Raw genomic sequence first — 26,577 nt, forward strand, 5'->3', positions numbered from 1 at the left:
GCCAGGCCGTCAACCAATGCGCGGAGGCTTCGTTATGGAGTGCAAGCACGTAGTTCCGTGCAACTCTCGGGAGTTCTCAGTGAAAAAAGCGTTGTTCATGCTGGTGGCTGGCTCGATGCTGGTTGGTTCCGTCTTCGCGCAGACCGCGGCTCCGGCCACCAATGCCCTGACCAAGGCGGCTGCCGCTGCACCCGCCGCCGCGTCGGCCGTCAAGTCGGTGGCCGCCGAAGTGAAGTCGGTCGTCGCCCCGGCACCTGCAGCGTCGATCGCCGCTCCGGCCGCTCCGGCCGCTGCGCCGATCGCCGCTCCGGCCGCTGCGCCGGCACCGGCCGCCCCCGCCAAGCCCGCCGCAGCCCAACCCGCCGCAGGTGGCGGCGCCGGCAAGGTGTGGGTCAATGGCAAGGTCTACCACTGCGAGGGCACGAAGTTCTACGGCAAGACCAAGAAGGGCGCGTACATGACCGAAGCCGATGCCAAGGCCAAGGGCGCCCACGTCGGCAAGGGCCAGGTCTGCAAGTAAGCGCTTGACCGCGGTCCGACGCTGGCACCTTGCCAGCGTCTGGTCAGGTCAGACCCGAACAGGCGGTGGCACCAGGCCACCGCCTATTTTTTTGCCTGCGCCTCGGCCGTCTCGGCAGCGGCAGCCGCCGCCCGCAGCTTGTCCTTCTTGCTCATGCGGTGGCCCTTGATGCCGCCGGCCGCCTGGTCGGGCGTGGCCGTCTCGACCTGCTCGTAGCCGGGGATCTGCTCGCGCGGAATGCGCCGCCCCTGGCGCTTCTCGATCAGCCGGAAATGCGACTCGGTCGCCGCGGTGATGAAGCTCACCGCCGTGCCCGGCTCGCCAGCGCGGCCGGTGCGGCCCACGCGGTGGGTGTAGTCGTCGGCCGAGCGCGGCAGGTCGAAGTTGACCACCGCCGGCAGCCGCGGGATGTCGATGCCGCGCGCCGCCAGATCCGTCACCACCAGCACCTGCACCTGGCCGGCGCGGAAGGCGTTCAGCACCTCGGCGCGTGTGCCCTGGCTGAGTTCGCCGTGCAGCGGCGCGGCGTGCAGCCCCTCGCGGCCGAGCTTGTGCGCGAGCAGCTCCGTCGCGTAGCGGGTCGCGACGAACACCAGCACGCGGTCCCAGCCGCCTTCCTTGATCAGGTAGCGCAGCACGCCCGTGCGCCGGCCCGCGTCCAGCGCAATGGCGCGCTCGACGATGTCGGGGTGCACCTCGTCGCCACCGGCTTCGGCCACGGACGCGCTGATGTCGATGCGCGTCGGCGCCTGCAGCAGCCCGTCGGCCAGCGCCTGCACCGCGTCCGGAAAGGTCGCCGAGAAGAACAGGTTCTGCCGCTTCGCCGGCAGCAGCGCCAGCACGCGGTTCAGCTCGTCCGCGAAGCCCAGGTCGAGCAGCCGGTCGGCCTCGTCGAGCACCAGCAGGCGGATGGCGTCCAGCCGCAGCGCGTTGTGGTCCACCAGATCGAGCAGCCGGCCGGGCGTGGCGACGACGAGTTCGGTGCCGCCGCGCAGGCCCATCATCTGCGGGTTGATCGACACGCCGCCGAACAGCACCGACACCCGCGGCGGGTCCGGCAGCATCCGGGCCAGATCGCGCAGCACCTCGCCCACCTGGATCGCCAGCTCGCGGGTCGGCACCAGCACCAGCCCATGCGGCGCGCGCGGCCAGGCGCGGGGGGTTGCCATGTCCGCCTGCAGCAGCGGCAGCGCGTACGCCACCGTCTTGCCCGAGCCGGTCTGCGCAGCGCCCTGCACATCGGCGCCCGACAAGGCCGCGGGAATGGCCCGGGCCTGGATGGGCGTCGGCTCGGTGAAGCCGATTTCGCGGACGGCGCGGACCAGTGCCGGGTTCAGGCCAAGGGAAGCGAATGACATGGGGGTCCAGGGAGTGAGGGGGCGATTGTCTCAGCGCTTGGCAAGGAACCTGCTCAAGAATCCGAGGGGTTCATTCCCCAGGCTTGCATTGTTCGAACCCATGCATCAAAGGCGGGGCACTTTTCCCGGATCGCATCGATGCCGATGGCTTCGGCGATCAATGGGCCGTGCTCCGGCTTGGAGTAGGCTCCCGCCGGAAATATTTTCTCGATGCGCTTGGACGGTGCGGTTTCCGGGCTGTCATTGATGTCCTCCGGGCTGGCGAATGCCCGCGCCACAGCGGTCAAAGCGGTTTCTACCTCGTCGCTCCAGCCGTCTTCCGCCCATCCAAAGGCGCTGGTGTCGGTGAACAGCAGCCCCTCGAATTCGTGCATCTGCACATATGGCAGCACAAAGCGCGGGTCGTAGCCCGTGGTCATTGCATGGACTGTTGCGGCAATGTCCGCTTCCAGTTGTGCACGGCCACGCGCCTGCCTGTCTTGGAAGCCGTAAAAGTCCACCAGCGTCGTGACTCTGTCGGCTTCGCTGTAGTGCAATGAAATCTTGTTGGCGAGCCGGTCCACGGTCACACGCCCACCGCGGTGACGCCCTGATCTGGCACTCAACAAAGTCCCGTATGCGCTGATGCCGCTGGTGCGCAGATAGGGTTCGAGACATCGGTTGACGAACTCGACCTCCGTCGGCCCTTCGCAGATGATGCAAACCCTGATCATTCGGCGCGCTCCGCGCCGGCTGCGCCGTCCCTGTTGAGGGGCTGACTGTCGCCCAGCCAGGCCACACCGCCTGTGGCCTGCTGCAGCCAGATGTCAGAAAGCTGGTACTCGTCATCCAGCCAACGCTGATAGTGCGCACGCGACAGGTGGCGCAACACCGTCTCACCGTTGTTGGCGCTGGCGACGATGATGTTCTCCAGCTCGAAACAGTCCACCAGATATGGCGACTGCGTGGCGATGAAGATCTGGCGATTCTTCGACAGGCGCTTGAGTGTCTCGGCCACCAGGGTGATGGCGTGGGGATGCAAGCCGAGTTCCGGCTCGTCGAAGAACATCACATCCGGCAGTTGATCGGGCGGCAGGTTCAGCAGCGTCAGCAGGCAGAACAGACGCAGGGAGCCATCCGAGGTCAGGTGCGGGCCGAACACCTTGTCGCTGTGCTGACCGATCCAGCGCAGATCCACTTTCCCGTAGTTGGGCTCCAGCACAAACTCCTTGAAGGTGGGCAGCACCCGCTGGATCTGGCGCACCACGAGCTGATAACGCTTGAAATGGTTCTCGCGCAGGGTCAGCAAGACGGAAGCCAAGTTGCCACCGTCAGAGCGCAGCCGCACCGCATCGGTCACGTCCCAGCGCATCCGGATAGATGCCTTGTCCGATGTGTCATGGAACTGGTAGGTGGTGCATTGCCGCAGCAGGTGGCAGATGGTCTTGGCGGTGGTGCTGGCCTTGGTGGGGAGTACGGCTTCTTTGCTGCTGTCCGGGATCTCCTGCCAGCGGGCCACGGTCGGCTTGGACTTGTCCGAATGGCGGTAAGCCTCGCCGCTCACCATGACCGTGTCGTTGGCGGACAGGTGCGTCAGGCTGAAACGGTAGTCATTGAATGCGGCAGGGGTTTCAAGCTGAATTTCGGCGTGGATCGCCGGGGTTTGTCTGGCGCCCATGAAAAACTGGTCATCGCCGCCGCCGTGGCGCAATACAAACTCCTGCAAGTGCTGCGCCTTGAGCATCCAGCTCAGCATCTCGAAAAACTGGATGAGGGTTGATTTGCCTGCGCCGTTGGCGCCGATCAGCACCGCGAGTTGCGGCAGTTCCAGCGATTCGATCTGGCGCAGGCTGCGAAACCCCTGGATGCTGACCTTGGCAATGCGGCCCTGCAGTTTGGGCGCGGGAGTGCTCGCTGGGGTGTTGTCCATTCAAACGTCCTCCGTCCCATCATCCGAAATTCAGTGTACGCCAGCACATCGTCGACAGAATCAGCGCTTGGGCATCGACCCAACCACGCCCTGCACGAAGAAGTCCATCTTCGCAAGCGCCTCGTCGCCCAGCACGCCCCGGCTCTGGCGCACCTGCCCGGCCTGGTCGACCAGCTTGCCCGAGAAGGGATGCACCCGCCCGGCCGCCATCGCGCGCTCGACCTCGTTGAGCTGGCGCTGCACGTCACGCGGCACCTCGTCGGAATACGGTGCCATCTGGATGATGCGTTCACGCACGCCGCCGATGAAGGGCTTCGGCTTCCACGTCCCGGCGATCACCGACTTGGCCACCGCGGTGTAGCGCGCCTCCCAGTGGTGCGTGACGCTGGTGAGCTGCGCCTTCGGGGCGAAGGGGCGCATGTCGCTCTGGTAGCCGAGCAGGCGCACGCCCTTGGCCACGTTCTCCTCGGCCAGCAGGGGAATGGCGGTCGAGCCGCTGTGGTGGGTGAGCATGTCGGCGCCGTCGTTGACCAGGCTCTGCGCGGCCTCGCGCTCCTTGGCGGGGTCGAACCAGGTGTTGAGCCAGACGACCTTGACCTGCGCCTTCGGGTTGGCGGCGCGCATCCCCAGCGTGAAAGCGTTGATGCCCTGCACCACCTCGGGGATGGGAAAACCTGCCACGTAGCCGGCCAGCCCCGTCCTGCTCATCTTGCCGGCGACCATGCCGGCGAGGTAGCGGCCTTCGTAGAAGCGGGCGTTGTAGGTGTTGACGTTGGCGCTGGTCTTGTAGCCGCCCATGTGCTCGAAGGCGACGCCGGGGAACTCCTGGGCCACCCGCAGCGCCGGCTCCAGGTAACCGAAGCTGGTGGCGAAGATCAGCTGGTTGCCTTGTGCGGCCAGATCGCGCATCACGCGCTCGGAGTCCGCGCCCTCGGCGACGTTCTCGACGTAGGTGGTCTTGACCGCGTCGCCGAGCTTGTGCTCCATCCCGAGGCGGCCCATGTTGTGCTGGTAGGTCCAGCCGGCGGTGCCGACCGGGCTCACGTAGACGAAGGCGACCTTGAGCGGGGGTTTGGCCGGTGCGGCGGGGGCGGCGACCGTTGCGGTCAGGGGAATGGCAATCCAGGCGGCCACGGCGGCGCGCAGGAGGTTTTTGTACATGGTGTTCCTCGACATGTCCCGAAAAGTAGAAAAAGGCTTGGGCAAAACGAAGCCGCCCGCGTCGGGCACGCGGGCGGCAGGGGCGGGATTGTCGCAGAGTCGTCCAACGCTATAGACTGCCCCGGACTCTGGAGAGCATGCCCATGACCGTGACCGTCAACGTGAGCGAGGCGAAGGCACACCTGTCCCACCTCATCGACCAGGCCATTCGTGGCGAGGACATCATCATCACCAGAGCGGGCAAACCGCTGGTGAAGGTCAGTGCGTTGGTACCCGAAGCCGTCACGATCCGCCCACTCGGTTTCCTCAGAGGTCAGGGCAAGATTCCACAGGACATCAAGGCAGGGTTTGACGCAGAGATCGACACCATGTTCGGCTCCACCTGATGGTGCTGATTGACACGCACCTGGTCCTGTGGGCGGCACTCGCACCTGAACGCCTGCCGCCCCGCGCCATGAAACTGCTGGCGACACAGTCCAGCGAGGTGGCCTTCAGCGTGGTCAGCCTCTGGGAAGTCGCGATCAAGAGTTCCCTGGGACGCCCAGACTTCCAGGTAGATGCGCCGAGCTTGCGCCAGGGTTTGCTGGACGCAGGATTCACCGAACTGGGCATTCGGCCCGAACATGTGATGCGGGTGGCCGATCTGCCCTGGGTCCACCGCGACCCTTTCGATCGGCTGCTGGTGGCCCAGGCCATGCATGAAGGCATTACCCTGCTGAGCGCCGACAAGACGCTCAAGCGCTACGGGAAAAGCGTCCAGTCGGCCTGAACGGCCTTGACCAAGCCACTTCAGCCGGCGTTGAACACCGCGTCGAGCTGGTGCACCCACGCCCGCTTCTGCTCCTCGCCGACAAAGCTGGCCTCGAAACTGTTGCGTGCGAGCTGGTAGGCGTGGCGGGCGGTGAGCTGCGGCAGCGCGGCGAAGAGTTCGACGAAGTTCTGGTTCATGTAGCCGCCGAAGTAGGCCGGATCGTCGGAGTTGACCATCGCGCACAGGCCGGCGTCGAGTAGCGCCGGCAGGTTGTGGTCGGCCATCGTCGGGAACACGCAGAGCTTGGTGTTCGACAGCGGACACACCGTCAGCGGGATGCGCTCCTCGACCAGCCGCTCGACCAGGTCCTCGTCTTCGAGGCAGCGCACGCCGTGGTCGATGCGCTCGGTTTTCAGCAGGTCCAGCGCCTCGTGGATGTAGGCCGGCGGCCCCTCCTCGCCAGCGTGGGCGACGACGTGCAGCCCGAGTTCGCGGCAGCGCGCGAACACCCGCTCGAACTTGCTCGGCGGATGGCCAACCTCGCTGCTGTCCAGCCCGACGCCGATGAAGTGGTGGCGCCAGGGCAGCGCTTCTTCCAGCGTGGCAAACGCCTCTTCCTCGCTCAGGTGGCGCAGGAAACACAGGATCAGCTTCGCGCTCACGCCCAGCCCCGTGTGCGCCCGGTGGACGGCGTGGTTCAGGCCCTTGATCACCGTCTCGAAGGGCACGCCGCGCGCGGTGTGCGTCTGCGGGTCGAAGAAGATTTCGGTGTGGACGACGTTGTCGGCGGCGGCTTTTTCGAGGTAAGCCCACGCCATGTCAAAGAAGTCTTCTTCTTTCAGGAGCACGCTGGCCCCGGCGTAGTAGATGTCGAGAAAGCTCTGCAGGTCCGTGAAGGCATAGGCCGCACGCAGGGCCTCGATGCTCGGATACGGCAGCGTGACGCCATTGCGCTGCGCGAGCTTGAAGATCAGCTCCGGCTCCAGCGAGCCTTCGATGTGGATGTGCAGCTCGGCCTTGGGCATCTGGCGCAGCAGCGCGGGCAGCCGGGCCGATTCGATGGCGTCTAGGCGGGCAGTCGTCATGCCGGTCAGGAGGGCAGCAGTCATGGGCATCAGGCTCCGTTGGATTGGACAGGCGCAGGCTTGTCGGGCTGTTTGCATTATCCGCACCACACCCGCTTCAAGGCATCTTGAGACATTCTCTTGATACCCCCACCCCTATTGATATACCATGCAGGGTATCAAGGAGTCTGACCATGCGTTCCCCTGTGTCCCCTCGCCTCGCGGTGCTGCTGCTGATGACGTCGATGCTGATCGGCGGTGGGGCGGTGGCCGCCGATGTCACGGTGCCGACCACGGTGGTGCAGGCGGGCCGCGTCGGCCGCCTCCTCACCCTCGACGGCGCGATCCAGCCCGTCCGGCAGGCGACGGTGTCGGCGCAAGCGGCGGGCAATGTGCTCGCGCTGAACGTCAAGGCCGGTGACCGCGTCAAGGCGGGTCAGGCCCTGGCGCAACTCGACGCCCGCGTCGCCGCCGCTGGCGTGGCCCAGAGCGACGCCGGTCTCGCGCAGGCCGACGCCAACCTGCGCAACGCCCGCACCCAGCTCGACCGCACCCGCGAACTGCGCGGCCAGGGCTACGTCAGCCAGTCCGCGCTCGACAACGCCGACAACCAGTTCAAGGCCGCCGAAGCCGCTGTCGCCCAGGCGCGCGCCGGCCGCAGCCAGGCGACGCTGGCACAAGGCTTCGCCAGCGTGAACGCCCCATTCGACGGCATCGTGCTCGCCACCCACCTCGACACCGGCGACCTCGCCGCGCCGGGCCGTCCGATCGTCACCGTGTACGCGCCGGGCGCGCTGCGGGCGGTCGTGCAGGTGCCGGCCTCGCAGGCGGCCACCGCCCGCGACGCGCAGCGCATCGAAGTGCAGTTGCCCGACCAGCGCTGGGTCGCCCCCATCAAGAAGACCGACCTGCCCACCGCCGACGCGGTGTCGCAGACCGTGGAATGGCGGCTCGACCTGAGCGGGGCCGACAGCGCGCTGCTGATGCCGGGCCAGACGGTGCGGGTGCGCTTCGCGGACGCCACCGCCGGTGCGGACCAGAAGCTGGCGACGCTGAGCGTGCCGGATGCCGCCGTGCTGCGCCGTGGCGAGCTGACCGCCGTCTACATCGCCCGGGACCAGCAGTTCGTGCTGCGCGCCATCCGTGCGGGATCGGCGCAGGGCGGCTCGACCGAGGTGCTGGCGGGTCTGAACGCCGGTGACCGCATCGCCACCGACGCGGTCAAGGCCGGCCTCGCAGGAGCCCGGCCGTGAGCGACGACCGCATCACCGCCGAAACCGGAACGCCCGCACTTGGCATCGCCGGCCGCATGGCTGCGATGTTCCAGTCGAACGCGATCACGCCACTGCTGGCCATCGTCGCGCTGCTGCTGGGCCTGTTCGCCGTGCTGGTCACGCCGCGCGAGGAGGAGCCGCAGATCAACGTGACCATGGCCAATGTGCTGATCCCCTTCCCCGGGGCGAGCAGCGCGGATGTGCAGAACATGGTCGCCCGCCCCGCCGAGCAGGCGCTGAGCCAGATCGCCGGCATCGAGCACACCTATTCGGTGGCACGGCCCGGTGTGGCCGTGCTGACGGTGCAGTTCCAGGTTGGCGTGCCGCGCACCGAAGCACTGGTGCGGCTCTACGACGTGCTCAACGCGAACCAGGACTGGCTGCCGCGCGACCTGGGTACCCTCCCCCCCATCGTCAAGCCCAAGGGCATCGACGATGTGCCGGTGCTCGGCGTGACGCTGTGGAGCAAGGACGACACCTCGGCGCTGGCGATCGAGCGCGTGGCCCGCTCGCTGGAAGCCGAACTCAAGCGCGTCCCCGGCACCCGCGAGGTGCAGACCATCGGCGGCCCCGGCCAGGCGGTGCAGGTGGTGCTCGACCCGAGCCGGCTGCGCGAGCGCGGCGTCGACGTGCTGCGCCTGACGCAGACGATCGCTGCCGCCAATCTGGCGATGCCAGCCGGCACCGTGGTCAACCGCGATGCCGCCATGCCCAACGGCGCGGCGCAGATGCTCACCATCGAGACCGGCGAGTTCCTGCGCTCGGCCGAGGACGTGGGCGAGCTGGTGGTCGGCGTGAGCAATGGCAAGCCGGTCTACCTGCGCGAAGTCGCGAAGATCGAGACCGGTGCCGCGCAGCCGCAGCGCCACGTCTGGTTCACGCCCGGCGTGGCCGCGTCCGGCGCGGGCGGCGCGCACCCGGCCGTGACGATGACCGTCACCAAGAAGCCCGGCCAGAACGCGGTCGATGTGGCCCAGGCCGCCCGTGCCCGCCTCGACGAGTTGCGCAACACCGTGGTGCCGGCCGGCATCGAGATGACCATCACCCGTGACTATGGAGAGACCGCCGCCGAGAAGGCCAACAAGCTGATCCAGAAGCTGGCGTTCGCGACCGGCTCGGTGATCCTGCTGGTCGGCTTCGCGCTCGGGCGGCGCGAGGCGGTGATCGTGGGCGCCGCGGTGATCCTGACGCTGACGGCCACGCTGTTCGCGTCGTGGGCCTGGGGCTTCACGCTGAACCGGGTGTCGCTGTTCGCGCTGATCTTCTCGATCGGCATCCTGGTGGACGACGCGATCGTGGTGGTGGAGAACATCCACCGCCACCAGCAGCTCCATCCGGGCAAGCCGCTGCTGGCGATCATCCCCGCGGCGGTCGATGAAGTCGGCAGCCCGACTATCCTGGCGACCTTCACGGTGATCGCGGCGCTGCTGCCGATGGCGTTCGTGTCCGGGCTGATGGGGCCGTACATGAGCCCGATCCCGATCAATTCGAGCCTCGGCATGGCGATCTCGCTGGCGATCGCGTTCTCGGTGACGCCGTGGCTCGCGGCCAAGCTGATGAAGCCGATGGACGCCGCGCACGCGCACGCCGAGCCGACCGGCCTCGCCGCGAAGCTGCCGACGCTGTTCCGCCGCCTCCTGTCGCCGTTCCTGGAGAGTGCGGCCAAGCGCTGGCTGCTGCTGGCCGGCATCCTGGGCGCGCTGTTCCTGAGCGTCGGGTTGGCCGTGGTCCAGCTCGTGGTGCTGAAGATGCTGCCGTTCGACAACAAGTCGGAGTACCAGGTCGTCGTCGAGATGCCGGCCGGCTCCGCGCTGGAGGACACCGCCGCAACGCTGCAGGATCTCGGCGCGTATCTGGCCAAGCAGCCCGAGGTGCTGAACCTGCAAGGCTACGCCGGCACGGCCAGCCCGATCACCTTCAACGGCCTGGTGCGCCAGTACTACCTGCGCGCCGACGCCGAACAGGGCGATCTGCAGGTCAACCTCGTCGACAAGCACCACCGCAGCGACAAGAGCCACGTCATCGCGCAGCGCCACCGCCCGCAACTGGAGAAGATCGCCGCGGCGCACGGTGCGCGGGTGAAGGTCGTCGAAGTGCCGCCCGGCCCGCCGGTGATGAGCCCGCTGGTCGCCGAGGTCTACGGCCCGGACGAGGCCGGCCGCCAGCAACTCGCCGCGCGCATCGCCAAGGCCTTCGCCGCCACGCCCGACATCGTCGGCACCGACACCTCGCTCAAGGAAGACGCCCCGCGCACCTTCCTGCGCGTGCAGCGCCAGCGGGCCGAGTCGCTGGGCATCCCGGTGGCCGCGGTCGCGCAGACCGTGCAGGGCGCGCTGTCGGGCATGGACGCCGCTTACCTGCACGACGGCCAGAGCAAGTACCCGATCCCCGTGCGGCTGCAACTGCCGCGTGAATCGCAGGTCGGGCTGGACGCGCTGCTCGCGCTGCCGATGCGCGCCGCGAACGGGCAGCTGGTGCCGCTGAGCGAGCTGGTGCGGGTGGAGAAAGCGATCATCGACAAGCCGCTGTTCACCAAGGATCTGCAGGGCGTGAGCTACGTCTTCGGCGACATGGCCGGCAAGCTGGATTCGCCGCTCTACGGCCTGTTCGCGATCCGCCCGAAGCTGAAGGACGCCGCCCTGCCCGGCACCGGCGACCTCGGCGAATACTGGATCCACCAGCCGAGCGACCCGTACCGCCAGTACGCCATCAAGTGGGACGGCGAATGGCAGATCACCTACGACACCTTCCGCGACATGGGTGCGGCCTACGGCGTCGGGCTGATCCTGATCTACCTGCTGGTGGTGGCGCAGTTCCGCAGCTACGTCACGCCGCTGATCATCATGGCGCCGATCCCGCTGACGATGATCGGCGTGATGCCGGGCCACGCGCTGCTGGGCGCGCAGTTCACCGCCACCTCGATGATCGGGATGATCGCGCTGGCCGGGATCATCGTGCGCAACTCGATCCTGCTGGTGGACTTCATCGAGCTGCAGGTCGCCCAAGGCATGGCGTTCAAGGACGCGGTGATGAACTCCGCCGCGGTGCGCGCGCAGCCCATCGTGCTGACGGGCCTCGCGGCCACGATCGGCGCCTTCTTCATCCTCGACGACCCGATTTTCAACGGGCTGGCGATCGCGCTGATCTTCGGGATCATGGTCTCGACGCTGCTGACGCTGGTCGTGATCCCGGTTCTCTACTACGCCGTCTACCAGCGGCGCCACCCCACCCCGGCCCCTGGCCAAGGAGTCTGACCATGACCGTCGACCGTCTCATCCGCATCTTCGCGGGCAGCTTCATCCTGATCTCGCTGGCGCTCGGCGTCGAGGGCAGCCCGCTCTTCGTCAGCCACTGGGCGCTGGCCTTCACCGCCTTCGTCGGCGCCAACCTGCTGCAGTTCGGTTTCACCAACGCCTGCCCGCTGGGCTGGTTCCTGAAGAAGCTCGGCGTGCCCGAAGGCAGCTCGGCCTGCGCACGCTGAGCACGGAGCAGGGACAATGGGGCATCCGATGACCGACCTGACCTCCCGAGAGGCTTGCACCATGGCCCAGCTCCAAGACGAAACCAGCCGCACCGACCTGCTCAACCGACTCAAGCGCGCCGAAGGCCAGCTGCGCGGCATCCAGCGCATGATCGAATCTGGCGAACCCTGCCTCGACATCGCCAGCCAGATGGCCGCCGTGCGCAAGGCGCTCGACAGCGCCTATGTGCGCATGACGGTGTGCTTCATGCAGCAGGAACTGAAAGAACGCCTGGACCTCCAGCCCGACGGCGTCACCCAGCTCGACGCGCTGCTGGACGACATGCAGACGCTGCTGGGCAAGGTGCGCTGACCATCCCCTCGCATTGCCCCCGGAACCCACCACCATGTCCGACGCCCTGACCACCATCCACCTGACCCAGCGCCAGGACTACCAGTTCGACACCCACTTCGGTGCAGCGGTGCGCGACCTGGTGACCGACGAGCCCGAGCCCCTCGGCCACGGGCTGGGGCCGTCGCCGGTGCAGCTGCTGTGTGCGGCAGTGGGCAACTGCCTGTCGGCCTCGCTGCTGTTCTCGATGCGCAAGTACAAGCTGGCGCCCGAGCCGCTGTCGTGCACGGTCGAGGCCGACGTGGGCCGCAACGCCGACAAGCGCCTGCGCGTGCTGCAGATGAACGCCCGGCTGACGCTGGGTGTGCCCGCGGCGACGCTGGCGCATCTGGACCGGGTGCTGGAGCAGTTCGAGGCCTTCTGCACCGTCACCGAGAGCGTGAGGCAGGGGTTCCCGGTCAGCGTCGAGGTGTTCGACAGCACCGGGGCGCGGCTGAAATAAAACCGGACAGGCCGGTCAGCGCACGCCGCCCGGCAGCAGCCGGTCGGTTGGCTCGACCTCGGCGTCCGGATCCAGCTCGATCGCCACCTGCGTGCACACCGCGCGGCACAGCGTGGCCACGCGCTCGCTCTGCAGGCGGTAGTAGATCTGCGTGCTGTCACGCCGCTTGCCGAGCACGCCGGCGCGGTAGAGCGTCGAGAGGTGCTGCGACATGTTGGGCTGGGTGGTGTCGATCTCGGCGAGCAGCTGCGACACGTTCTTCTCGCCGTGGCACAGCGCGCCGATGATCTTCAGCCGGATCGGGGTGGAGAGCAGCGAAAACAGCTCGGCCACCGATTCGTAGACGTTGTCAGCCTTGTTGACCTCCGCGTCGCGGTCCATGTTGAAAGCCCACAGTCAGATTCGGATGGGGCCTATTCTATTCGTACGCACGGATAAACGCATACGGCCTCGACCGCGGAGGCACAGCGGCTTCGCTCAGGGTGCAAAGCGGTAATGGTCGCGCTGCAGCACGGCGGCCACTGCCGTGACCTCTTCCGGGAACATCCCCAGGTTCATCTCGGTGTTGCACAGCTCCACCATGCCCCGCAAGGCCCCCGGGGTCGAGATGCGCCCCTTCGGGTTGTAGATGTCGCTGCCATCCCCGCCGACTCGCCGGGTGTGGCACTCGGCACACCGGTGCTCGCGGATCAGGCGCTCACCGAGGGCGAGGTCCGCGTCACGGAAGATGGCGGGCACGGTCTGCGTCTGCGTCTGCGTCTGCGCCTGCGCCCACCCCATCACGCCGGCCCCGGCCAGCAGCAGTCCGCCCAGGCCGCGACGGATCGCTGCCGCCCTCATCTCACTTGGCCCCGCCCAGAACCCAGCTTGCCAGGGTCTTGACGTCGGCATCGCTCAACGCGGCCTGCGCCGGCATCGGGATCGGCCCCCACTTGCCCGAACCGCCCGCCTTGATGCTGGCCATCACGGCCTCGACCGCGTCCTTCTTGCCGTCGTACTTCTTGGCCACGTCCTGGAAGGCAGGTCCGACCAGCTTCTTGTCCACGGCGTGGCAGGCCATGCAGGCGCTTTTCTTGGCCAGTTCGAGGTTGGCGTGGGCGGTCAGCGGCGCGGCCAGCACGAGGGCGGCGGGGACCAGGGCGATCAGGGAGCGGGTCAGGGACATGGGCATGGACATTTCCTTGGAACGGACAAAAGGAAGGGGAGATCGAAACGGGCGCCGCTCAGCGCAGGGCCGAGCGCAACTGGAACTGGGCGTGGCAGCCCACGCACTGGCGGGTGGTCTGCGACAGCGTGCGCAGCACCTCGTCGACGCGCTGCCCGCCGCGGGCCTCGTCGGCGATGCGGGCAAAGCCCTGGTGCATCGGTGCACCGAAACTGGACCAGCCGGCGGGCAGCTTGGCGTGGAAGCTCACGGCGGCCGGTTCCTGGCTGCCCATGGTCTTCTCGGGGCGCAGACTGGAGGCAATCCGCTCGACCGTGGCCCAGTCGCGGGCCGCCAGCGCGCCGTTGATCTCGCCCACCGAACGCAGCAGGTTCTGCATGTCACCCAGCACGTGCGCGCTCTCCTGGGGTGTGACATCGACCACCGTGCGCGCGGCCAGCGCGACCGGCGCGGCGGCCGGCGCCTCCATGTTGGCGCCGTGGCCGGCATGGCCAGCGTGACCAGCGTGGGTGGCCTGGTCATGGCCGCCGCGGTGCATGTCCATCTGCGCGCAGGCTGACAGCGCGAACACCGCCGCCACGGACACGAACAGACGGGCAGGGACAGGAAAAATGGACATCAGCAGGTACCAGATCAAGCAGGTGGCAAATAAACATTTGCGCGGTGCCCAATGTTATATCAGCAGACGCGGATATTTCAGGCCATCGCAACCGGGTTTGCCCGGATCCGCCCGGCCATGCCCGCGCAGCCGAAGGCCTCGAAGCGCTGCTGGCACAGCGCCTGCGCCGCCCTGGTCGCCGCGGCCAGTGCCTTGCGCGGGTCGAACTCGGACGGCTGCTGCGCAAAGCTGCGCCGCATCGCGCCGGTCATCACCAGCCGGATGTCGGTGTCGATGTTGACCTTGCGCACGCCGCTGCGGATACCGCGCACGATCTCCTCGACCGGCACGCCGTAGGTCTCCTTCAGGTCGCCGCCGTGCTCGCGGATGATCGCCAGCCACTCCTGCGGCACGCTGGACGAGCCGTGCATCACGAGGTGCGTGTTCGGGATCGCTGCGTGGATCTCGGCGATGCGGTCGATGGCCAGGATGTCGCCAGTGGGCGGACGGGTGAACTTGTAGGCGCCATGGCTGGTGCCGATGGCGATGGCCAGCGCATCCACTCCCGTGCGCGCCACGAAGTCCCGGGCCTCGGCGGGGTCGGTCAGCATCTGGTCGTGGCTCAACTTGCCCTCGGCGCCGACGCCGTCCTCCTCGCCCGCCTCGCCGGTTTCCAGCGAACCGAGACAGCCGAGTTCACCCTCGACCGACACGCCCACCGCCCGCGCGATGCGGCAGACATCGGCCGTGACACGCACGTTGTAGTCGTAGCTCGCCGGGGTCTTGGCGTCCTCCAGCAGCGAGCCGTCCATCATCACGCTGGAAAAGCCCGAGCGGATGGCCTGCACGCACACCGCAGCAGACGCGCCGTGGTCCTGGTGCAGCACGACGGGGATGTCCGGGTGCGTCTCGATCGCGGCCAGCACGAGGTGGCGCAGATAGGCTTCGCCCGCGTATTTCCGGGCACCGGCCGAGGCCTGCAGGATCACCGGGCTGCCGGTCGCCTGGGCGGCCTGCATGATCGCCTGGACCTGTTCGAGGTTGTTGATGTTGAACGCCGGCACGCCGTAGTCGTGCTCGGCGGCATGGTCGAGCAGGTGGCGCAGTGCGATGAGGGCCATGGGGGTTGTTTCCTTATGAAAACTGCGACACGCTGTCCATCTGCGCGTGCCAGTCGATGAGGTCGTCCAGACCAACGAGGGCGTCGTCGGCCCCCTGCTGGTCCATGGACAGCGCCGGGCGCCAGCCGCGGCGCTGGTGCAGGCCGGGGCCGATGGCGGTCGCCCCGTCGAAGATCGCCTGCTCGAAATACGCGCTGCGCGTGACCACCACGGGCAGCTCGGCCGCCCGCGCCGCAGCCGCACCCATCGGCGAGTCCTCGATGGCCAGTGCCTGCAGCGGGCGCAGCTTCAGTCCGGCGAGCACCTGGTGGTAGACCTCGGGATCGGGCTTCTTGTGGCGCACATCCTCGCCACAGACGATCACCTCGAACCACGAGGCCCAGCGCGAGCCCAGATGCACACGCAGCAGCGCCTCGACATTCATGCGGCTGGTGGTGGTCGCCAGTGCCATGCGCACGCCGCGCTCGGCACATTGCCCCATGAGTTCCACCACGCCCGGGCGCAGGACCACGGCCCCGCTGCGCACCCGTTCGGCATAGTGGTGGTTCTTGAGCCGATGCAACTCCTCCGCGAGCATGAGCCGCTCGCGGGCCGTGACCGGCGCATCGGTGCGGCTGGCCATGTCGTGCTGCAGGCGTTCGCGCCCGCCGGTGACCGTCAGCAGTTCGCCGTAGCGCGCCACATCCCAGCGCCACGGCAAGCCGAGGGCCTCGAAGGCCAGGTTGAAGGCGACGCGGTGGCCGTCGCGCTCGGTCTCGGCCAGGGTGCCGTCCACATCCCACAGCACGGCGTTCAGTTGGCGCATGGTGTTCTCCTGCGTTCGATCACGTGGGCGGCGACCTCGGCCAGCCCGGGGAAAATGCGTTGTGGTGCGGCGGACTCGATCGGCTCGCCACCGTTGTAGCCATAGGGCACCGCCCAGGCTGCGGCCCCGGCGTTGCAGGCCGACTCGATGTCGGTGCGCGAATCGCCGACATGCGCCAGCCGCTCCGGCACCACGCCCAGCCGCTGCGCCGCCTGCTGCAGCACCGAGGCGTGCGGCTTCTTCTCGGGCAGCGTGTCGCCGGCGATCAGCAGCTCCAGCCGGCCGGCCAGGCCGCAGACCTCCAGCACGCGCCGGGCGTGGCGGCCTTCCTTGTTGGTGACGCAGCCCAGGCGCACGCCCTCGGCCAGCAGCGCGTCGAGCGCCTCGGGCACGCCCGGATACGGCTGGGCCTGCGTGCCGACGGTCGCGGCGTAGTGCCGGTCCAGCACCGGCAGCACCTCGTCCGCGAACAGGCGGCCGACCAGCGCCGGCTGCTCGACCTGCAGGCGCTGCAGCAGCCGGACCATCAGCGGATGCAGGCCGTTGCCGATCAGGTGCGTGATCTCGTCCAGCGGGCGCGGCGCGAGGCCGAAGTCGGCCAGCGTGCGGTTGACCGCCTCGGCGATCTCCGCGGCGGTGTCGACCAGCGTGCCGTCCAGGTCGAAGGTGATCGCGTCGATGCTCACGCAGCCTCCGTGGTCAAGGCCTGCCGGACCAGCTCGACCAGCGCCTCGACCGTCAAGCCCAGGTGCTCGAACACCGCAGCCGCCGGGCCGGACTCGCCGAAGCGGTCGACACCGAGGGCCGCGACACAGCCGTACTGGCCCCACCAGCGCGACACGCCGGCCTCGACACCGATGCGCGGCAGCCCGCTGCCGAGCACGGCGCGCCGCCACGCCGCATCCTGCCGGTCGAACACCGTGCTCGACGGGACCGACACCACGCGCACCGGCACACCCAGCGCATCGAGCCGCTGCTGCGCCGCCACGGCCATGCCGACCTCGGAGCCGGTGGCGAGGAGCACCGCCCGCGCCCCGGCCCGGTCGCTCAGCACATAGCCGCCACGGCGGATCTGCACCACCTGCTCAGGCGTGCGCGGCTGCGCCGGCAGGTTCTGGCGCGACAGCAGCAGCGCACTCGGCCGGTCCGCCGCCGCCAGCGCGTGGACCCAGGCCATCGCGGTCTCGGCCTCGTCGCAGGGGCGCCAGACATCCAGGTTCGGGATGAGGCGCAGGCTGGCGGCGTGCTCGACCGGCTGGTGCGTCGGGCCGTCCTCGCCGAGGCCGATGGAGTCGTGGGTGAAGACGTGGATGACGCGCTGCTTCATCAGCGCGGCCATGCGGATGGCGTTGCGGCTGTAGTCGCTGAAGGTGAGGAAGGTGCCGCCGTAGGGGATGTAGCCGCCGTGCAGCGCCAGCCCGTTCATGATGGCCGCCATGCCGAACTCGCGCACGCCGTAGTGGATGTGGCGCCCTTCGACATGGCCGCCCTTCACTGCCCCGCAGCCGGGGAAATCGGTGAGGTTCGAGCCGGTCAGGTCGGCCGAACCACCCAGCAGTTCGGGGATGCGCGGCGCGAGTTGCGCCAGCACCTTCTGCGAGGCCTTGCGCGAGGCGACGTTCTCGGTGGACTGGCCGAAGCGGACCAGCGTTTCCGCCACCGTCTCCGCGAAGTCCGCCGGCAGGGTCTGGCGCAGCACGCGGCGCTCGAACTCGGCGGCCAGCGCCGGGTGGGCGGCGCGGTAGGCCTCGAAGCGCTGCTGCCAGCCGCGGTGGGCGGCCTGGCCGTTTTCGCGCGCGTCCCAGGCCACGCGCACCGCGTCGGGGACCTCGAATGGCGCGTGCGGCCAGCCGATCGCCGCGCGGGTCAGCGCGATCTCGGCGGCGCCGAGCGGCTCGCCGTGGGCCTTGGCGGTGTCGGCGCGGTTGGGCGAGCCCTGGCCGATGCGGGTCTTGCACATGATGAGCGTCGGGCGTTGCGCACTGACCCGGGCGCGGGCCAGCGCGGTGTCGACCAGCGCCACGTCGTGGCCGTCGATCGGGCCGATCACGTCCCAGCCGCAGGCGCGGAAACGCGCGGCGGTGTCGTCGGCGAACCAGCCCTGCACGGGGCCGTCGATCGAGATGCCGTTGTCGTCGTAGAGCGCGACCAGCTTGTTCAGCTGCCACACGCCGGCCAGCGAGATCGCCTCCTGGCTGATGCCCTCCATCAGGCAGCCGTCGCCGTGGAAGACGTAGGTGTGGTGGTCGACGATGGCGTGGCCGGGGCGGTTGAACTCGCGCGCCAGCAGCTTCTCGGCCAGCGCGAAGCCGACCGCGTTGGTCAGGCCCTGGCCGAGCGGGCCGGTGGTGGTCTCGACGCCGGGCGTGTGGCCGACTTCCGGGTGGCCCGGGGTGCGGCTGCCGAGCTGGCGGAAGGCCTTCAGGTCGTCGATCGACAGGTCGTAGCCGGTCAGGTGCAGCAGCGCGTAGAGCAGCATCGAGGCGTGGCCGTTCGAGAGCACGAAGCGGTCACGGTCGGGCCAGTGCGGGTCGCTCGGGTCGTGGCGCAGGTGGCGCGACCAGAGGGCCACTGCCATCTCGGCCATGCCCATCGGGGCACCGGGGTGGCCGGAGTTGGCGCGCTGGACGGCGTCCATCGAGAGGGCGCGCAGGGCGTTGGCCATGTCGGCGGGGGTAGAGATCATCGTCATGATCGGTGTCCTTTCAGGGTTCACAGGGCACCGAGCGCGCGCTTGCGCCGGTCCATCATTCGCCAGATGAAGGGCGTGAAGATCAACTGCATCGCCAGCTCCATCTTTCCGCCCGGCACCACGATCGTGTTGGCGCGCGACATGAACGAGTCCTTGACCATGTTCATCAGGTACTGGAAGTCGATGCCCTTCGGGTTGGCGAAGCGGATCACGCAGATGCTCTCGTCCGGCGAGGGAATGTCGCGGGCGATGAAGGGGTTCGAGGTGTCCACCACCGGCACGCGCTGGAAGTTGACGTGCGTGTGCGCGAACTGCGGGCAGATGTAGTTCACGTAGTCCGGCATGCGGCGCAGGATGGTGTCGGTCACCGCCTCGGCCGAGTAGCCGCGCACGTTCTTGTCGCGGTAGAGCTTCTGGATCCACTCCAGGTTGATCACCGGCACGACGCCGATCAGCAGGTCCGGGTGCTGCGCGATGTTGACCTCGGGCGTCACCACGGCGCCGTGCAGGCCCTCGTAGAACAGCAGGTCGGTGTTTTCCGGCAGGCGCTCCCAGGGGGTGAAGGTGCCCGGCGCCTGCTGGTAAGGGGCGGCCTCACCGGGGTCGTGCAGGTACTTGCGGCGCATGCCGTTGCCGGTCTCGCCGTAGCTGCGGAAAAGCTGCTCCAGCTCGGGGAAGAGGTTGTTCTCGGAGCCGAAGTGGCTGAAGTTCTGGTTGCCGGCGGCTTCGGCCTCGGCCTGGCGGACGCGCATTTCCTTGCGGTCGTAGCGGTGGAAGCTGTCGCCTTCGATGATGCCGGCGCGCACGTGTTCGCGGCGGAAGATGTTCTCGAAGGTGCGTGTCACCGACGAGGTGCCGGCGCCGGACGATCCGGTGATGGCGATGATGGGATGGCGTTCGGACATGGCGGGTCTCCTGGAGCTTGTTCGAATGGGTCGCGGGCACTGGCTGCCCGACAGCGGTTCAGTCGCGGAACAGGCTGCGTTCGCTGAACAGCGGGTTGTGCAGCTCGCGCGGCGGCGGATCGCGGTGGTAGCGCTCGATGCGCTCGACCTCGTGCTTCGAGCCGAAGACCAACCCGATGCGCTGGTGCAACGAGGACGGCGCCACACCCAGCATCGGCAGCTGCCCGGTCGAGGCCCGCCCGCCCGCCTGCTCCATCAGGAAGCCGATCGGGTTCGCCTCGTACAGCAGCCGCAACCGGCCCGGCTTGCGCAGGTCCTTGGTGTCGCGCGGGTAGAGGAACACGCCGCCGCGCATCAGGATGCGGTGCGCCTCGGCCACCATCGAGGCGATCCAGCGCATGTTGAAGTCCTTGCCCCGAGGCCCCGTCGCGCCCGCCAGGCACTCGTCCACGTAGCGCTTGACCGGCGGCTCCCAGAAGCGCGCATTCGAGGCGTTGATCGCGAACTCGTGCGTGTCCTCGGGCACCCGGACGTTGGCGTGCGTCAGCATGAACTCGCCCAGGTTCGGGTTCAGCGTGAAGCCGGCCACACCATTGCCGACGCTGAGCATGAACATCGTCGTCGGGCCATAGAGCGCGTAGCCGGCGGCGATCTGCGCCGCACCCGGCTGCAGGAAATCGGCCTCGACGACATCGCGCCCGCTGTCGATCACGTCCTGCGGCGCGCGCAGGATCGAGAAGATGCTGCCCACCGACACGTTGACGTCGATGTTGGACGAGCCGTCCAGCGGGTCGAACACCAGCAGGTACTTGCCGCGCAGGTGCTGGGCGGGGATCTGCCAGGGCTGCTCCATCTCCTCGGACGCCATGCCGGCCAGGCAACCCGACCACTCGTTGCGGCGCAGGAAGACCTCGTTGCTCAGCACGTCGAGCTTCTTCTGCTCCTCGCCCTGCACATTGACCGCCCCGCCCTGCACCGCCGCAGCGTCCACACCGCCCATCGCGTCCCCCAGTTCGCCGAACGCGACGGCCCGGGCAATCGCCTTGCAGGCGAGCGCGACATCGAGGATCAGCGCATTCAGCGCGCCGCTGGCGTTCGGGAAGCGGCGGCGCTCCTCGATCAGGTACTGGGTCAGCGTGGACCGGTTGGACAAGGGCATGCAGGTCTCCTCGGAAAGCAGGGATGTCGGTGTGCGAGTTCTTGTCGTGACGTCAGGGATTCGCTGCCAGGGCGCCGGCCATGCCGAACACCCGACTGGCCGAGAAGTCCGTGGCGGCCAGCGTGGTCAGCGCCTCGGCGTCCAGTTCCCGGTCCGGCTCGGCGTAGAGCCGGCTGGCCTGGCGCAGGCGGGCGCGGTCGAGCGCGTTGCGCACGCTGCGGGCGTTGGCGAAATGCGGCTGCTGCAGGCGCAAGGCCAGGTAGTGGGCGAAGGTCTCGCGGGCATGGTCTCCGAAGCGGTAGTGCTGCGCGGCCAGCATCCGGTCGGCGATCGCCAGCAGTTCATCGGCGCTGTAGTCGGGGAAATCGAGGTGGTGGGCGATGCGGCTGCTCATGCCCGGGTTGGACTGGAAGAAGGTGTCCATCCGGTCCTTGTAGCCCGCCAGGATCACCACGAGGTCGTCGCGCTGGTTCTCCATCACCTGGAGCAGGATCTCGATGGATTCCTGTCCGTAGTCGCGTTCGTTTTCGGGGCGGTAGAGGTAGTAGGCCTCGTCGATGAAGAGCACGCCGCCCATGGCCTTCTTCAGCACCTCGCGGGTTTTTGGCGCCGTGTGGCCGATGTACTGGCCGACCAGATCGTCCCGCGTCACGGCGACCAGATGCCCCTTGCGGATGTAGCCGAGCCGGTGAAGGATCGCCGCCATGCGCAGCGCCACCGTCGTCTTGCCCGTGCCGGGGTTGCCGGTGAAGCACATGTGCAGGCTCGGCGCCTGGGCAGCGAGCTGGAACTGCTGGCGCAGACGGTCGATCACCAGCAGCGCGGCCACATCGCGGATGCGGGTCTTGATCGGCACCAGCCCGATCAGTTCGCGCTCCAGTTCCTGCAGCACGGTCTCGACCTGGCTGTGGGCCAGCACCGCGTTGACGGTGCGCAGCGGGGCTTCGCTGAATGCAGGTGGTGTGGCCTCTGGCGGCACCGCAGCCGCGGACGTGCCAGGCAGGTGGTAAAGCGGCGAGTTCATGCTGCCCCCTCTGCGGTGGCGAGTTCGGTGCGCATCGCGTCGATCACGCGGGCGTAGTCGGGCGTGTTGAAGATGGCGCTGCCGGCGACGAAGGTGTCGGCGCCCGCATCGGCCACGCGGCGGATGTTGTCGATCTTGATGCCACCGTCCACTTCCAGCCGGATGTCGCGGCCGCTGGCGTCGATGATCTTGCGCGCCTTCTCGATCTTGCGCAGCGCCGAGTCGATGAAGCTCTGGCCGCCGAAGCCGGGGTTCACGCTCATGATCAGGATCAGGTCCACGCGGTCGATCACCCACTCCAGCACGTCCAGCGGCTCGGCCGGGTTGAACACCAGACCCGCTTTCACACCCTCGGCCTGGATCAGCTGCAGCGTGCGGTCCACGTGCGCCGAGGCGTCGGGGTGGAAGCTCACCAGATCCGCGCCCGCCTTGCAGAAGGCCTGCGCCAGCGCGTCGACGGGCGAGACCATCAGGTGGACGTCGATCGGCGCCGGCGTGCCGTCCGGTTTCACCGCATGTTTCTTCAGCGCCTGGCAGACCATCGGTCCGAAGGTCAGGTTGGGCACGTAATGGTTGTCCATCACGTCGAAGTGGATCCAGTCGGCGCCGGCGGCGAGCACGTTCCTGACCTCGTCGCCCAGGCGGGCGAAGTCGGCGGACAGGATGGAGGGAGCGATGCGGTACATGGCGTGCGACCCGTTCCGGTTCAGTAGCGCTCGGCTTCAGGCCGGTCGGTCGCGTAGCTGTGCACGGTGTAGCGCATGCTGCGGCCCTGGACCTCCTGGCGCACGAGGCCGAAGCCGGGTTCCTTGGCGGGCCGGTTGACGATGAAGCTCATCGTGATGCTCTCGACCCCGCGCACCGACGAGAAGGCCATCAGCCGGATGTAGTGGTTGGGGAAGGTCTTGCGGCAGTGGTTCAGCTCCATCAGCACGCCAGCGGCGTCCTGCAGGTCGAACATGGGCATGCCGAACATGTCCCAGTAGGTGTTCCGGGGGTGCGGGTCATCCGTGTACTCGATGCTCCAGGCATAGCCATGCTGGAGGCCGTATTCGATCTGCAGCGTGATCTCGGCGTCCGTCAGGTCGGGCAGGAAGCTGAACTGGCCTTGCGTGACGCGGCCGGTCGGGTTGGTCATCATGGTGGAGTGCTCCAGGGTGCTTCAGTTGGATGCCGACGGGGTGACCGCGTAGTCGCTGGTGTCGGTGCTGGTGTAGTTGAAGGAGATCTCGCCCCAGGTGTCGAGCGCCTGCTTCAGCGGCGTGCAGGTCAGCGCAGCCTTGCGCAGGATGTCCGGACCTTCGTTGCGGATGTCCTTGCCCTCGTTGCGGGCCTTGACAATGCACTCCAGCGCGACGCGGTTGGCCACCGCACCGGCCTGGATGCCCGCCGGGTGACCGATCGTGCCACCACCGAACTGCAGGATCACGTCGTCACCGAACAGGTCGATCAGCTGGTGCATCTGGCCGGCGTGGATGCCACCGCTGGCCACCGGCATCACCTTCTTCATGTCGCACCAGTCCTGGTCGAAGAACAGGCCGCGCGGCAGGTCCTGCTTCGTGTAGCTGTCGCGGCAGACGTTGTAGTAGCCCTGCACCGTCATCGGGTCGCCCTCGAGCTTGCCGACCGCGGTGCCGGTGTGCAGGTGGTCCACACCCGCCAGGCGCAGCCACTTGGCCATCACGCGGAAGCTCACGCCGTGGTTCTTCTGCCGGGTGTAGGTGCCATGACCGGCGCGGTGCATGTGCACGATCATGTCGTTCTTGCGCGCCCAGTTGGCCATGCTCTGGATGGCGCTCCAGCCGATCACAAGGTCGAGCATGATCACCACGGACCCGAGTTCCTTGGCGAACTCGGCGCGCTCGTAGATGTCTTCCATCGTCGCGCCGGTCACGTTCAGGTAGCTGCCCTTGACCTCGCCGGTGGCCGCACTCGCCTTGTTAACGCCGTCCATCACGTACAGGAAACGGTCCCGCCAGTGCATGAAGGGCTGCGAGTTGATGTTCTCGTCGTCCTTCATGAAATCGAGTCCGCCCTTGAGGCCCTCGTAGATCACGCGGCCATAGTTGCGGCCCGACAGGCCCAGCTTGGGCTTGGTGGTGGCGCCCAGCAGCGGGCGGCCGAACTTGTCCAGACGCTCGCGCTCCACCACCAGCCCGGTGGGCGGCCCCTTGAAGGTCTTGACCAGCGCCACCGGCATGCGGATGTCCTCCAGCCGGGCTGCCTTCAGCGGCTTGAAGCTGAACACGTTGCCGATCAGGCTGGCCGTGATGTTGGCGATCGAGCCTTCCTCGAACAGGATGATGTCGTAGGCCACCCAGGCGAAATACTCACCGGGCCGGCCCGGCACGGGCTCGACCTTGTAGGCCTTGGCACGGTAGCTGTCGCAGGCGGTCAGGCGGTCGGTCCACACCACCGTCCAGGTCGCGGTGCTCGACTCGCCCGCCACGGCCGCCGCCGCCTCGATCGGGTCCACGCCGTCCTGCGGCGTGATGCGGAACAGGCACAGCGTGTCGGTGTCCTTGGGCACGTAGTCGGCGTCCCAGTAGCCCATCTGGCGGTACTTCAGGACGCCGGCGCTGTAGCGCTTCTTTGCGTCGGTGATGACGCCGAGTTCGACCGGTTCGTTCATGGCTTTGTCTCCTGCGGTGGGTGAATGGGGTCCACTGTAGGAAGACCGATGGATAAGGTAAATTCACATCTTCTTGACTTTCGATTCAGTTTCACTGAATCAGACGGGCCTGGGCACGCACGATGAAAAACCTGACCCTGCGCCAGCTGCGCGTCTTCGCCGAGGTGGCGCGCGAACTCAGTTTCGTGCGCGCCGCCGAGCGGCTGCACCTGACGCCCCCGGCGGTGACGATGCAGGTGAAGGAGCTGGAAGAGGCCATGGGGCTGCTGCTGTTCGACCGCCAGGGCCGCAAGGTGTCGCTGACCACGGCGGGCGAGTACTTCCTGGTCTATGCGCGCCGGGTTCTGGCGACGCTGCGGGACGCCGAGGTGGCCATGGCCCGCCTGCGCCACCTCGACACCGGGCGCCTGTCGATCGGCATGGTGGCCACGGCCAAGTACTTCGTGCCACGGCTGCTGGTGCGCTTCCGCGACGAGCATCCGGGCGTCGAGACGCAGTTGCGGGTGGGGGCCAACCGGGAAGAGCTGGTGCGGCTGCTGGAAGCGGGGGACGTGGATCTGGCCATCATGGGCCGTCCGCCGCGCGAACTGGTCTGCCGCGCCGAGGCGTTCGCAGCACACCCGCACGTCTTCGTGGCGCCGCCGGGTCACCCGATCCTGCAGTCGGGCCACCCGCCGCTGTCGGCGCTGGCGCACTACCCGATGCTGGTCCGCGAACCCGCGTCCGGCACGCGCGCGCTGATGGACCGCTTCTTCCAGGACCACCGGATCGAAGCCCGCATCGCCATGGAGATGCCCAGCAACGAGACCATCAAGCAGGCCGTGATGGCCGGCATGGGGCTGAGTTTCCTCTCGCTGCACACGATCGGGCTGGAGTTGCAGGCCGGCGTGCTGGAGCTGGTCCATGTGGAAAACTCGCCGGTCATTCGCACTTGGAACGTGGTGCACTTGCAGTCGCGCGTGCTCTCACCCTCGGCCGAGGCGTTTCGCTATTTCATTCTCGAAGAGGGTGAACACCACCTGGCCGCACACGACCGGCCATGGCTGGAGCAAGCCGCACGGACAGATCCAAGGAGACCCGGATGAACCAGCGCCGCTTGCTGTTGACGGCCGCATTGGCCCGGGACGGCATCCGCGAGAGCCTAGGATAGGCGGCATGAACGCCACCTCCTCTGCCCCCGCCACCGACCGCCAGCCACTCGGCAAGCCCGAAGCCGGCTGGCGCTTGCGGATGTACATCGTCATTTTCGAGGCCGACACGCCGGCCGGCCGGTGGTTCGACCTGGCACTGATCGGCATGATCCTGGCCAGTGTCGCGGTCGTCGTGCTGGACAGCATGGCGGAGGTCCACCAGCGCCATGCCCTGCTGCTCGGCACCCTGGAATGGGTGTTCACGCTGGCCTTCACCGCCGAGTATCTGGCGCGGCTGATCTGCGTGCGCCAGCCCGCGCGGTACGCGCGCAGCCTGTTCGGCGTGATCGACCTGCTGGCGGTGCTGCCCACCTACCTGGCGATCCTCGTGCCCGGCCTGCACGCGCTGATCGATGTGCGGGTGCTGCGGCTGCTGCGCATGTTCCGGATCCTGAAACTGACCGAGTACGTCGCCGAATTCGGCGCGCTGGGGCAGGCGCTGGCGGCCTCGCGGCGCAAGATCCTGGTCTTCCTGTCCTTCGTGATCCTGATCGTGCTGGTGATCGGCACGCTGATGTACGTCGTCGAAGGCGCGGAGAACGGCTTCACCAGCATCCCGGTCGGCATCTACTGGGCCATCACGACCATGACCACCGTCGGCTTCGGCGACATCACGCCCAAGACCGATCTGGGCCGCATCATTGCCTCGGTCATGATGCTGATCGGCTGGGGCACGCTGGCAGTGCCGACCGGCATCGTCAGTGCCGAGTTCACCGCCCAACGCCTTCCTGGCAGTTCACCCACCACACGCACCTGCCACGAGTGTCTGACCGAAGGCCACACGCCCGCGGCCCGCTTCTGCAACGCCTGCGGAGCCGCGCTACCGCCGTGGCAGTCCGGCGCGACGCCCTCCACCTGAGCGGGAACGCATCTCTGGCGGTCTACGGGTCCGCCCGGCAAATACCTCCACCAGCCGCCGCCGCGGCAGTTGCTCG

29 protein-coding genes are annotated in these 26,577 nt (G+C 68.0%); 10 read left to right on the forward strand and 19 right to left on the reverse strand.

What is annotated here, in order from left to right; translation table 11 throughout:
- Positions 1 to 97: 97 nt before the first annotated feature.
- Positions 98 to 520, forward strand: a complete 423-nt coding sequence (locus AABN02_RS17880; protein ID WP_338416322.1) for a signal peptide protein — start codon at positions 98 to 100, stop codon at positions 518 to 520.
- Positions 521 to 603: 83 nt separating this feature from the next.
- Here the strand turns inward: AABN02_RS17880 and AABN02_RS17885 are convergent, their stop codons facing one another.
- Genes AABN02_RS17885 through AABN02_RS17900 form a run of 4 tightly spaced genes read right to left on the reverse strand, consistent with a single transcriptional unit; the run spans position 604 to position 4,948 of the window.
- On the reverse strand, positions 604 to 1,878 hold the full coding sequence (locus AABN02_RS17885) for a DEAD/DEAH box helicase (RefSeq protein ID WP_338416263.1): 1,275 nt from the start codon (positions 1,876 to 1,878) through the stop codon (positions 604 to 606).
- Between the two features lie 53 nt (positions 1,879 to 1,931).
- On the reverse strand, positions 1,932 to 2,591 hold the full coding sequence (locus tag AABN02_RS17890; RefSeq protein WP_338416264.1) for a DUF4276 family protein: 660 nt from the start codon (positions 2,589 to 2,591) through the stop codon (positions 1,932 to 1,934).
- Complete coding sequence (locus AABN02_RS17895) at positions 2,588 to 3,787, reverse strand: AAA family ATPase (RefSeq protein ID WP_338416265.1); 1,200 nt, start codon at positions 3,785 to 3,787, stop codon at positions 2,588 to 2,590. The genes AABN02_RS17890 and AABN02_RS17895 overlap by 4 nt, the downstream gene beginning before the upstream one ends.
- Positions 3,788 to 3,847: 60 nt before the next feature.
- Positions 3,848 to 4,948 (reverse strand): BMP family ABC transporter substrate-binding protein, encoded by a 1,101-nt coding sequence (locus AABN02_RS17900; RefSeq protein WP_338416266.1) that lies wholly within the window; start codon positions 4,946 to 4,948, stop codon positions 3,848 to 3,850.
- Between the two features lie 143 nt (positions 4,949 to 5,091).
- Here AABN02_RS17900 and AABN02_RS17905 point away from each other — a divergent pair, with 143 nt between their 5' ends.
- Positions 5,092 to 5,334, forward strand: coding sequence for a type II toxin-antitoxin system prevent-host-death family antitoxin (locus tag AABN02_RS17905; RefSeq protein ID WP_338416267.1), 243 nt, complete (start codon positions 5,092 to 5,094; stop codon positions 5,332 to 5,334).
- Positions 5,334 to 5,717 carry a type II toxin-antitoxin system VapC family toxin gene (locus AABN02_RS17910; RefSeq protein ID WP_338416268.1) on the forward strand — a complete coding sequence of 128 codons (384 nt, stop codon included), beginning with the start codon at positions 5,334 to 5,336 and terminating at the stop codon, positions 5,715 to 5,717. Before AABN02_RS17905 ends, AABN02_RS17910 begins: the two co-directional genes overlap by 1 nt.
- Before the next feature lie 20 nt (positions 5,718 to 5,737).
- Here AABN02_RS17910 and AABN02_RS17915 read toward each other — a convergent pair whose 3' ends face one another.
- A complete protein-coding gene (locus AABN02_RS17915; protein WP_338416269.1) occupies positions 5,738 to 6,808 on the reverse strand; it encodes an adenosine deaminase in 1,071 nt (356 codons plus the stop codon).
- Between the two features lie 149 nt (positions 6,809 to 6,957).
- On the opposite strand from AABN02_RS17915, the gene AABN02_RS17920 reads away from it, so the two are divergent.
- The 5 genes from AABN02_RS17920 to AABN02_RS17940 all read left to right on the forward strand — a co-directional run bounded on the left by AABN02_RS17920 (position 6,958) and on the right by AABN02_RS17940 (position 12,351).
- Positions 6,958 to 8,016 carry an efflux RND transporter periplasmic adaptor subunit gene (locus AABN02_RS17920; protein WP_338416270.1) on the forward strand — a complete coding sequence of 353 codons (1,059 nt, stop codon included), beginning with the start codon at positions 6,958 to 6,960 and terminating at the stop codon, positions 8,014 to 8,016.
- Positions 8,017 to 8,072: 56 nt separating this feature from the next.
- Positions 8,073 to 11,291, forward strand: coding sequence for an efflux RND transporter permease subunit (locus AABN02_RS17925; RefSeq protein WP_338416323.1), 3,219 nt, complete (start codon positions 8,073 to 8,075; stop codon positions 11,289 to 11,291).
- A 2-nt stretch (positions 11,292 to 11,293) separates the two neighbouring features.
- A complete protein-coding gene (locus AABN02_RS17930; RefSeq protein ID WP_338416271.1) occupies positions 11,294 to 11,518 on the forward strand; it encodes a DUF2892 domain-containing protein in 225 nt (74 codons plus the stop codon).
- A 61-nt stretch (positions 11,519 to 11,579) separates the two neighbouring features.
- Positions 11,580 to 11,870 (forward strand): metal-sensing transcriptional repressor, encoded by a 291-nt coding sequence (locus AABN02_RS17935; protein ID WP_338416272.1) that lies wholly within the window; start codon positions 11,580 to 11,582, stop codon positions 11,868 to 11,870.
- 34 nt (positions 11,871 to 11,904) lie between these two features.
- A complete protein-coding gene (locus AABN02_RS17940; protein WP_338416273.1) occupies positions 11,905 to 12,351 on the forward strand; it encodes an OsmC family protein in 447 nt (148 codons plus the stop codon).
- Between the two features lie 15 nt (positions 12,352 to 12,366).
- Here the strand turns inward: AABN02_RS17940 and AABN02_RS17945 are convergent, their stop codons facing one another.
- The 14 genes from AABN02_RS17945 to AABN02_RS18010 all read right to left on the reverse strand — a co-directional run bounded on the left by AABN02_RS17945 (position 12,367) and on the right by AABN02_RS18010 (position 24,452).
- Positions 12,367 to 12,732: a metalloregulator ArsR/SmtB family transcription factor gene (locus tag AABN02_RS17945; RefSeq protein ID WP_338416274.1), complete on the reverse strand. Its 366-nt coding sequence runs from the start codon at positions 12,730 to 12,732 to the stop codon at positions 12,367 to 12,369.
- A 96-nt stretch (positions 12,733 to 12,828) separates the two neighbouring features.
- The gene (locus AABN02_RS17950; RefSeq protein ID WP_338416275.1) at positions 12,829 to 13,191 is read right to left on the reverse strand and encodes a hypothetical protein; all 363 of its coding nucleotides are present in this window, start codon (positions 13,189 to 13,191) and stop codon (positions 12,829 to 12,831) included.
- A 1-nt stretch (position 13,192) separates the two neighbouring features.
- Positions 13,193 to 13,522 carry a c-type cytochrome gene (locus AABN02_RS17955; RefSeq protein WP_338416276.1) on the reverse strand — a complete coding sequence of 110 codons (330 nt, stop codon included), beginning with the start codon at positions 13,520 to 13,522 and terminating at the stop codon, positions 13,193 to 13,195.
- A gap of 52 nt (positions 13,523 to 13,574) precedes the next feature.
- Complete coding sequence (locus AABN02_RS17960) at positions 13,575 to 14,135, reverse strand: hypothetical protein (RefSeq protein ID WP_338416277.1); 561 nt, start codon at positions 14,133 to 14,135, stop codon at positions 13,575 to 13,577.
- A 77-nt stretch (positions 14,136 to 14,212) separates the two neighbouring features.
- Positions 14,213 to 15,235, reverse strand: a complete 1,023-nt coding sequence (fba, locus tag AABN02_RS17965; RefSeq protein WP_338416278.1) for a class II fructose-bisphosphate aldolase — start codon at positions 15,233 to 15,235, stop codon at positions 14,213 to 14,215.
- Between the two features lie 13 nt (positions 15,236 to 15,248).
- Positions 15,249 to 16,040: an HAD-IA family hydrolase gene (locus tag AABN02_RS17970; protein WP_338416279.1), complete on the reverse strand. Its 792-nt coding sequence runs from the start codon at positions 16,038 to 16,040 to the stop codon at positions 15,249 to 15,251.
- Positions 16,028 to 16,726 carry a phosphoglycolate phosphatase gene (gph, locus tag AABN02_RS17975; RefSeq protein ID WP_338416280.1) on the reverse strand — a complete coding sequence of 233 codons (699 nt, stop codon included), beginning with the start codon at positions 16,724 to 16,726 and terminating at the stop codon, positions 16,028 to 16,030. The genes AABN02_RS17970 and gph overlap by 13 nt, the downstream gene beginning before the upstream one ends.
- Complete coding sequence (gene tkt, locus AABN02_RS17980) at positions 16,723 to 18,732, reverse strand: transketolase (protein WP_338416281.1); 2,010 nt, start codon at positions 18,730 to 18,732, stop codon at positions 16,723 to 16,725. Before tkt ends, gph begins: the two co-directional genes overlap by 4 nt.
- 20 nt (positions 18,733 to 18,752) lie before the next feature.
- Positions 18,753 to 19,637 carry a phosphoribulokinase gene (locus tag AABN02_RS17985; protein ID WP_338416282.1) on the reverse strand — a complete coding sequence of 295 codons (885 nt, stop codon included), beginning with the start codon at positions 19,635 to 19,637 and terminating at the stop codon, positions 18,753 to 18,755.
- Between the two features lie 58 nt (positions 19,638 to 19,695).
- A complete protein-coding gene (locus AABN02_RS17990; protein ID WP_338416283.1) occupies positions 19,696 to 20,796 on the reverse strand; it encodes a class 1 fructose-bisphosphatase in 1,101 nt (366 codons plus the stop codon).
- A gap of 52 nt (positions 20,797 to 20,848) precedes the next feature.
- Positions 20,849 to 21,820: a CbbX protein gene (cbbX, locus tag AABN02_RS17995; RefSeq protein ID WP_338416284.1), complete on the reverse strand. Its 972-nt coding sequence runs from the start codon at positions 21,818 to 21,820 to the stop codon at positions 20,849 to 20,851.
- Complete coding sequence (gene rpe, locus AABN02_RS18000; RefSeq protein WP_338416285.1) at positions 21,817 to 22,506, reverse strand: ribulose-phosphate 3-epimerase; 690 nt, start codon at positions 22,504 to 22,506, stop codon at positions 21,817 to 21,819. Before rpe ends, cbbX begins: the two co-directional genes overlap by 4 nt.
- A 20-nt stretch (positions 22,507 to 22,526) precedes the next feature.
- Positions 22,527 to 22,961 (reverse strand): ribulose bisphosphate carboxylase small subunit, encoded by a 435-nt coding sequence (locus AABN02_RS18005; protein ID WP_338416286.1) that lies wholly within the window; start codon positions 22,959 to 22,961, stop codon positions 22,527 to 22,529.
- A 21-nt stretch (positions 22,962 to 22,982) separates the two neighbouring features.
- On the reverse strand, positions 22,983 to 24,452 hold the full coding sequence (locus tag AABN02_RS18010; protein WP_338416287.1) for a form I ribulose bisphosphate carboxylase large subunit: 1,470 nt from the start codon (positions 24,450 to 24,452) through the stop codon (positions 22,983 to 22,985).
- A gap of 122 nt (positions 24,453 to 24,574) precedes the next feature.
- Between AABN02_RS18010 and AABN02_RS18015 the strand changes: the two genes are divergently transcribed.
- Both AABN02_RS18015 and AABN02_RS18020 read left to right on the forward strand, forming a co-directional pair.
- The gene (locus AABN02_RS18015) at positions 24,575 to 25,537 is read left to right on the forward strand and encodes a LysR family transcriptional regulator (protein WP_338416288.1); all 963 of its coding nucleotides are present in this window, start codon (positions 24,575 to 24,577) and stop codon (positions 25,535 to 25,537) included.
- Between the two features lie 70 nt (positions 25,538 to 25,607).
- Positions 25,608 to 26,501 carry an ion transporter gene (locus tag AABN02_RS18020; protein ID WP_338416289.1) on the forward strand — a complete coding sequence of 298 codons (894 nt, stop codon included), beginning with the start codon at positions 25,608 to 25,610 and terminating at the stop codon, positions 26,499 to 26,501.
- The last annotated feature ends 76 nt before the right edge of the window (positions 26,502 to 26,577 follow it).

The organism is uncultured Sphaerotilus sp., from assembly GCF_963924895.1.
GTDB lineage: Bacteria > Pseudomonadota > Gammaproteobacteria > Burkholderiales > Burkholderiaceae_C > Sphaerotilus.